This window comes from Bradyrhizobium sp. (assembly GCF_049691595.1).
Taxonomy (GTDB): domain Bacteria; phylum Pseudomonadota; class Alphaproteobacteria; order Rhizobiales; family Xanthobacteraceae; genus Bradyrhizobium.
In genome coordinates this window covers 1-6750 of the sequence record NZ_JBAVNZ010000437.1, presented here as the reverse complement: position 1 = coordinate 6750, position 6750 = coordinate 1, and the positions used below count along the sequence as shown (strand labels likewise).

At 64.9% G+C, this 6750-nt stretch carries 8 protein-coding genes and 1 other RNA gene; 4 read left to right on the top strand and 5 right to left on the bottom strand.

Annotated features, from left to right (window positions below; genetic code table 11):
• Window positions 1-47: 47 nt before the first annotated feature.
• The 5 genes from WCE35_RS18565 to ffs all read right to left on the bottom strand — a co-directional run bounded on the left by WCE35_RS18565 (window position 48) and on the right by ffs (window position 3486).
• On the bottom strand, window positions 48-476 hold the full coding sequence (locus WCE35_RS18565; RefSeq protein ID WP_424594790.1) for a hypothetical protein: 429 nt from the start codon (window positions 474-476) through the stop codon (window positions 48-50).
• 27 nt (window positions 477-503) lie between these two features.
• Entirely contained in the window at window positions 504-1109 is a 606-nt protein-coding gene (gene recR / locus WCE35_RS18560) for a recombination mediator RecR (protein WP_424594789.1), read from the bottom strand.
• Between the two features lies 1 nt (window position 1110).
• A complete protein-coding gene (locus tag WCE35_RS18555; RefSeq protein WP_424594788.1) occupies window positions 1111-1431 on the bottom strand; it encodes a YbaB/EbfC family nucleoid-associated protein in 321 nt (106 codons plus the stop codon).
• A 23-nt stretch (window positions 1432-1454) separates the two neighbouring features.
• The gene (locus WCE35_RS18550; protein WP_424594787.1) at window positions 1455-3284 is read right to left on the bottom strand and encodes a DNA polymerase III subunit gamma/tau; all 1830 of its coding nucleotides are present in this window, start codon (window positions 3282-3284) and stop codon (window positions 1455-1457) included.
• Window positions 3285-3395: 111 nt separating this feature from the next.
• Window positions 3396-3486, bottom strand: an RNA gene (ffs, locus tag WCE35_RS18545) — signal recognition particle sRNA small type.
• A 244-nt stretch (window positions 3487-3730) separates the two neighbouring features.
• On the opposite strand from ffs, the gene WCE35_RS18540 reads away from it, so the two are divergent.
• The 4 genes from WCE35_RS18540 to WCE35_RS18525 all read left to right on the top strand — a co-directional run bounded on the left by WCE35_RS18540 (window position 3731) and on the right by WCE35_RS18525 (window position 6716).
• On the top strand, window positions 3731-4156 hold the full coding sequence (locus tag WCE35_RS18540) for an HIT domain-containing protein (RefSeq protein WP_424594786.1): 426 nt from the start codon (window positions 3731-3733) through the stop codon (window positions 4154-4156).
• Between the two features lie 4 nt (window positions 4157-4160).
• The gene (nudC, locus tag WCE35_RS18535; RefSeq protein ID WP_424594785.1) at window positions 4161-5102 is read left to right on the top strand and encodes an NAD(+) diphosphatase; all 942 of its coding nucleotides are present in this window, start codon (window positions 4161-4163) and stop codon (window positions 5100-5102) included.
• Between the two features lie 85 nt (window positions 5103-5187).
• Entirely contained in the window at window positions 5188-6138 is a 951-nt protein-coding gene (locus WCE35_RS18530; protein ID WP_424594784.1) for a sugar kinase, read from the top strand.
• Between the two features lie 77 nt (window positions 6139-6215).
• The gene (locus WCE35_RS18525) at window positions 6216-6716 is read left to right on the top strand and encodes an Lrp/AsnC family transcriptional regulator (protein ID WP_424594783.1); all 501 of its coding nucleotides are present in this window, start codon (window positions 6216-6218) and stop codon (window positions 6714-6716) included.
• Window positions 6717-6750 lie beyond the last annotated feature (34 nt).

Genomic DNA, 6750 nt, shown 5'->3' with positions numbered 1-6750 from the left:
TGGCTGCAGCGGCGCGGGCATTTTGAAGCGCTGGGACCGGTGAAGGTTTAATGCCGCGTCACCACACTCCACTTCGTCACCACGGCTTCGCTCATCTGGCCGGCAGCGACGGCGCAGGCAACTTCGTCGACCTTCACCGAGATTTCCTTGCCGATAAAATTCTTTAACTGCGCGGCCTGCGCGTCGCTGGTGGTGATGAGCTGGAAGGTTTCCGGTCCGGTCTCCAGATTGCAAAGGCCGTTCGGCGGTGGCAGCCGGCGTGGCTCGCTCTTGATCTGATAGGACGCAATGCGTTTGTCCCTCTTGCCACCGCGGCCGCGCACGGCATTGAGCTCCCCCGACAGCACGTCACCGGCGTTTATCAGCTTGCCGGCCTTCGGCGCCGGTCCGGCCTGCTGGGCTGAGGCAGAAGCCGCCGTGAAAGCCGCCGCCATGATGGCCGCACAGCACAGGCGTCTGCCGAATCGTCGTTTCATCATGTCGATGATTTCCGTTGATGTTGATCAGAACAGCGTTCGCTGCCGCATCGCCGCGGATAACGTACCTTCGTCGAGATAATCAAGCTCGCCGCCGACCGGCACGCCATGGGCCAGCCGCGTCACCCTGACATTCGCCTCCTGCAGGAGATCGGTGATGTAGTGCGCCGTGGTCTGGCCATCAACCGTTGCATTCAGCGCCAGAATGATCTCGCTCACCTTCGAATCGTGCGCGCGCGCCACCAGCGCGTCGATGGTGAGATCCTGGGGACCTACGCCGTCGAGCGGCGACAGCGTCGCGCCGAGCACGTGATAGCGGCCGTTGGTCGCGTTCGCCCGCTCCAGCGCCCAGAGATCGGCGACGTCGGCGACCACGACGATGATCGCGGGATCGCGGCGCGGATCGGTGCACACGGTGCAGGGATTTTGGGTGTCGATATTGCCGCAGGTCTTGCAGACCTGGATTTTGTCGATCGCGACCTGCAACGCGCCGGCGAGCGGCGTCATCAGCGCCTCGCGCTTCTTGATCAAATGCAGCGCGGCGCGCCGCGCCGAGCGCGGGCCGAGGCCCGGCAGCCGTGCCAGGAGCTGGATCAGGCGTTCGATTTCGGGACCGGCAACCGCAGCGGCCATTTCAGGTGAGACCAAGTCCCGGCGGCAGGCCGAGCCCGCCGGTCAGCGCCTGCATCTTTTCCTGCATCGCGGCTTCGGCCTTGCGCCGCGCGTCGTTATGCGCGGTCACCAGCAAATCTTCCAGAATTTCGCGCTCGTCCGCCTTCATCAGCGACGGATCGATCTTCACCGCCTTCACTTCCATCTTCGCGGTCATGCGCACCGCGACAAGTCCGCCGCCGGAAATGCCCTCGACCTCGACGTTGCCGAGCTCATCCTGCATCGCCTGCATCTTGGATTGCAGCTGGGCTGCCTGCTTCATCATGCCGAGAAAATCAGGCATTGGTGCGTCCTCTGGTATGTCGATCAATCGTCGCTGTCGGAACTCTCGGATGGATCGTCGATGGCATCGGAATCCGGCGGCTCGGGGGCAAGCTTGCGCACCTCGACGACCTTGGCGCCGGGAAAGCGCGCCAGCACCTCCTGCACGCGCGGATCGGCCTCGGCGGCGCGTTCACGCGCATTCTTCACCAGTTCGCTTTGCGAGCGCAAGGTCGGCTGGCCGGCCTCGTTGGAAACGATCACGGTCCAGCGCCGCCCGGTCCATTGCTCGAGCTTGCGCGAAAGGTCGTTGATCAGCGTGCGCGCGGCGTGGCGCTCCAGCGCCAGTTCGAGCCGCCCATCCTCGATGCGGACCAGGCGCACGTCGGATTCGAGCGCACCCTTGGTGAGGAGATCGCGCTTCTCACCGGCGAGCGCGACGAGCTGCGGAAAGCTCGTGATCCGCAGCGCCGGCGCGGATTGCGGATCCGCCGCCTGCGCAACGACTTGCGGGCGTGCGGATGCCTCGGCGCCGCTTCGCGGCATGGCGGATGCCCGCGCCTGCGGCATGGAAGACACGGTCGAAGCCGGCGCAGCCCGCGGTGGTGCCGCGCTGCCTGATACCACCGGCGACGCGCCGCCATTCTGCTCGAGCATCCGGATCGCTTCATCCGGAGTCGGCATGTCGGCGACATAGGCGATCCGTACCAGCACCATTTCGGCGGCCGCGGCCGGCCGCGTCGCGGTCTGCACCTCGGTGATGCCCTTGAGCAGCATCTGCCACATCCGCGACAACACCCGCATCGAAAGTCTCGAGGCGAATTCGCGCGCGCGCACCCGCTCGGTCTCGCCGAACGCGACGTTGTCGGCGGTGGCCGGCACGACCTTGACGCGGGTGACGAAATTGACGAATTCGGCCAGATCCGACAGCACCACGATCGGGTCGGCACCGACGTCATATTGCGCGCGAAATTCGGCGAAAGCGCTGGCGATATCGCCGCGTGCGAGTTGCTCAAACAGATCGATCACCCGGGTGCGATCGGCAAGGCCAAGCATTTGCCGCACCGCATCGGCGCGCACGGCGCCCGCGGCATGCGCGATCGCCTGATCGAACAGCGACAGTGAATCGCGCACCGAGCCTTCGGCCGCGCGGGCGATGATGCCGAGCGCCTCGGGCTCGACCTCGACGCCTTCTTTTGCTGCGATGCCGGAAAGATGCTTCATCAGCACGTCGGCCTCGACCCGGCGCAGGTCGAAACGCTGGCAGCGCGACAGCACCGTGACCGGCACTTTACGGATTTCGGTGGTGGCGAAGACGAATTTGGCGTGTTCCGGCGGCTCCTCCAGCGTCTTCAGGAACGCGTTGAAGGCCGCGGTCGAGAGCATGTGGACTTCATCGATGATGTAGACCTTGTAGCGGGCGCTGGCCGGCGCATAGCGCACGCTGTCATTGATCTGGCGCACGTCGTCGACGCCGGTGTGCGAGGCGGCGTCCATCTCCAGCACGTCCATGTGCCGGCTTTCCATGATCGCCTGACAATGCACGCCGAGCACCGGCATCTGGATGCTTGGTCCCTTCACCGAGCCGTCCGGCATTTCGTAGTTCAGCGCGCGGGCGAGAATCCGCGCCGTGGTGGTCTTGCCGACGCCGCGCACCCCGGTCAGAATCCATGCCTGCGGGATCCGCCCGGTCTCGAACGCGTTCGACACGGTGCGGACCATGGCCTCCTGCCCGATCAGGTCGCTGAAACTGGAGGGGCGGTATTTGCGCGCCAGCACGCGATAGGGTTTTGCGGCGTCGGGTGGACCGCCGAGATCGAAACCGCCCTGATCGGTGCTGTCGGGCTTGTCGGGGGGAGCGCCAGCGTCGTTCATCGGTCGATCCGCAATTGGTTGTCTCTCAAGGCCGGCTTGCGGAAAGGAGCGGAATCGATTGTCAAACGCGGGGCTCGCCGCGTCCGGCGCGATTCGCTCGAAAAACAGGTGGGAGACTGACGAGCGACCCGATCCGGACCTCGTTAGGGCTGCTTCCTTCCGGACCTGACCCGGTTGGCGAGTGGCTCGTCCACCGCCAATCTCCCGGCCCTTATTTGGGGCCAAAAGGGTCGGAAAGCAAGCGGCTCCGGTCTCGTCATACCCCGCGAAAGCGGGGGTATCCAGCAGCCCGTGGCGTCGCCATCGATCATCCCCCCGCCGCGGAATACTGGATCATCCGCTTTCGCGGATGATGACGCCTTGATATGAGGTTGCGAGCGGTGTCCATTTCAGGCCGCTTCACACCGAAGCCATCGCGAAAAACGATGGATGCAGCTGGAACCCACATGCCTTCTGACGCTCCCGCCTGGTCGCTGCACTCACAGCTCAAGAAAGACACCATCGACATCGGCGACCTGCCGCTGTGCAGGGTGCTGGTCATCAAGGACGCGCATTACCCCTGGTTGTTGCTGGTGCCGCGCCGGGACGGCGCGGTCGAAATCATCGACCTCGACGAGGTCGAGCAGTCCCAGCTCATGACCGAGATTTCCCGTGTCGCCCGTGCCCTCAAGGAGGTCACCCGGTGCGACAAGTTGAATATCGCAGCCCTCGGCAATCTGGTGCCGCAACTCCACATCCATGTCATCGCGCGCCGCACCAATGACGCCGCCTGGCCGCGCCCGGTCTGGGGCGTGATGCCGCCGCTGGCACACGACGCCGGGGAAGTGCAGAATTTCATCAGCGCGCTTCGCCGCAAGATTTGGCTGGGTTGAATACATGTCCGCATTCGACAAGTTTCCGCTGGGGCAGCCGGCTTTCGTCACCAACGTGCTCGACCGCGCCGCGCATCTGCGCACCAATGACGAGAAACTGTTCGCGCTCGAGAGCCACCGCGATGCCCGCGCCTATGTGGTGTATCGCGACTCGCTGGTGGTGATGCAGGAGGCAGGCGGCCCGCGCGCGCTCCTGAGCGTCGACGAGGCGCTGAAATTCGGCGCCAACCCCGGCACGATCTTCCTGGGGTTGCGCGACGGCGCGCCGGTGTTCGGCATGGGCATCGCGGCGGCGGCGGCGGAAAAGCTGCTGGGCCGCGCGGATGTCGCCGTCACCGAGCTGCGCGGCATGGCGATGCAGGGCGCGGTGCCGCCGGAGCAGCTCTCGGCGATCGCGATGGCGAAATCGATGGTGAACTGGCATCAGCGCCACGGCTTCTGCGCCAATTGCGGCACGCGCACGGCGATGAAGGACGGCGGCTGGAAGCGCGAATGCCCGAGCTGCAAGGCCGAGCATTTTCCGCGCACCGATCCCGTCGTGATCATGCTGGTGACGTCGGGCAACAAGTGCCTGCTCGGCCGGCAGAAGCAATTCTTGCCGGGGATGTACTCGTGCCTCGCGGGGTTCGTCGAAGCCGCGGAGACCATCGAGGATGCGGTGCGGCGCGAGATCTTCGAGGAGTCGGGCATCCGCTGCACCGACGTGAATTATTACATGACCCAACCCTGGCCCTATCCATCATCCCTGATGATCGGATGCACTGCCCGTGCCACCAACGAAGATATCATCGTCGATCGCGCGGAGCTCGAGGATGCGCGCTGGTTCGACAGGGCAGAAGCAACGCTGATGATCAAGCGGCAACATCCCGATGGTCTTGCGGGTCCGCATCCGTTCGCGATCGCGCATCATTTGCTGGGGCGCTGGGTCCATGACGCGACGAGCTGAGCGCATGGCGAGCGACTGATCTTGTGCTACTGGATTTTGGACCAGGGTTCCGGCAGAACGTGGAACCGGAATGACGGATCCCCGCATGAACGATCAGGTTGCCGCGCCAAAAAATCCTCCGCGCATCCTGTGCATCGGAATGCCGGTGCGCGACCTGACATTTCGGGTATCGGGCATTCCCGCCCGCGGTTCCAAGGAGAACGCCAGCCATTTCGAGGAGATCTGCGGCGGCAACGCGCTCAATGCCGCGATCAGCATCGTCCGGCTCGGCGGCCGCGCCGCCGTCTGCGGACCGATGGGTGACGCGCGGGAGACATCGAGCCGCTATATCTTCGACATGCTCGCGCGGGAGGGCATCGACACCAGGCATCTCGTGCAGATGCCGGGCCTGGTGACCCCGATCTCCGCCATCATGCTCGACCCGAGCGGCGAGCGCACCATCGTGACGTTCCGCGATCCGGAGCTGTGGAAAGTCCGCCTGCCCGCCATCGGGACGCTGCTTGAGGATTGCGCGGCGATCCTGACCGAGAGCCGCTGCGCGGAATTCTGCACGGATCTTTGCGCCGAGGCCCGCCGGCGCGGCATCCCGGTCATCGTCGACGTCGATCGCGCGATGTCGTTGCGGGAGGGATTGCTCACGGCGTCTTCGCATCTGGTGTTCTCGAGCGAACCGCTGCAGGAGACGGCCGACGTCACCGACGACGGCGCGGCGCTGAAAAAAATCGCCAGACTGACGTCGTCATTCCTGGCAGGAACGCGCGGCGCGCGGGGGACGATCTGGCTGGACCAACACCAGAACCTGCAGCAGACCCCTGCTTTCCCGGTCCATACCCTCGACACGCTGGGCGCCGGCGACGTGTTCCACGGCGCGTTCGCGCTCGCCATCACCGAAAAGCAGGAGCTCCGCGCGGCGCTGCGGTTCGCGTCCGCAGCCGCGGCGCTCAAATGCACCCGGTTTGGCGGCGCGTTGGCCGCCCCGCAACGTACTGAAGTTGAACAGCTTTTGAACCAGGGCCAGGGAGTGCACCCGGCCTAGTCCGCCAGGCCCGGCTTGCTTTAGAAGATTTTTCTATATATGAGGGATATGATCCCAAGATATGGAACATTCTTCTCATGTCCGACGCCGCCGTTCAGCTTCATGAGGCCAACCGCCGCCTCGACGCGATCGATCGCAAAATCCTGACCGTGCTGCAGGAAGACGCTTCGCTGTCGGTGGCCGAGATCGGCGACCGGGTCGGACTGTCTTCGACGCCGTGCTGGAAGCGAATCCAGCGGCTGGAGGCCGACGGGGTGATCCTGCGACGGGTCGCGCTGGTCGACCAGAACAAGATCGGACTGGGCATTTCCGTGTTCGTCTCGGTGGAGAGCGCCGATCACTCGGAAGCCTGGCTCAAGACCTTCGCCGCCGCCGTCAGCGCCATGCCCGAGGTGATGGAGTTTTACCGGATGGCCGGCGACGTCGACTACATGCTGCGCGTCGTTGTCGCCGACATGGCGAGCTATGACGTGTTCTACAAGAAGCTGATCGGCGCCGTGCCGCTGAAGAACGTCACCTCGCGCTTCGCGATGGAGAAGATCAAGTCGGTCACCGCGCTGCCGGTGCCGGCGGCGTAAGTGTCAGGATCGTGTCCCGGACGCGGCGCAGCGC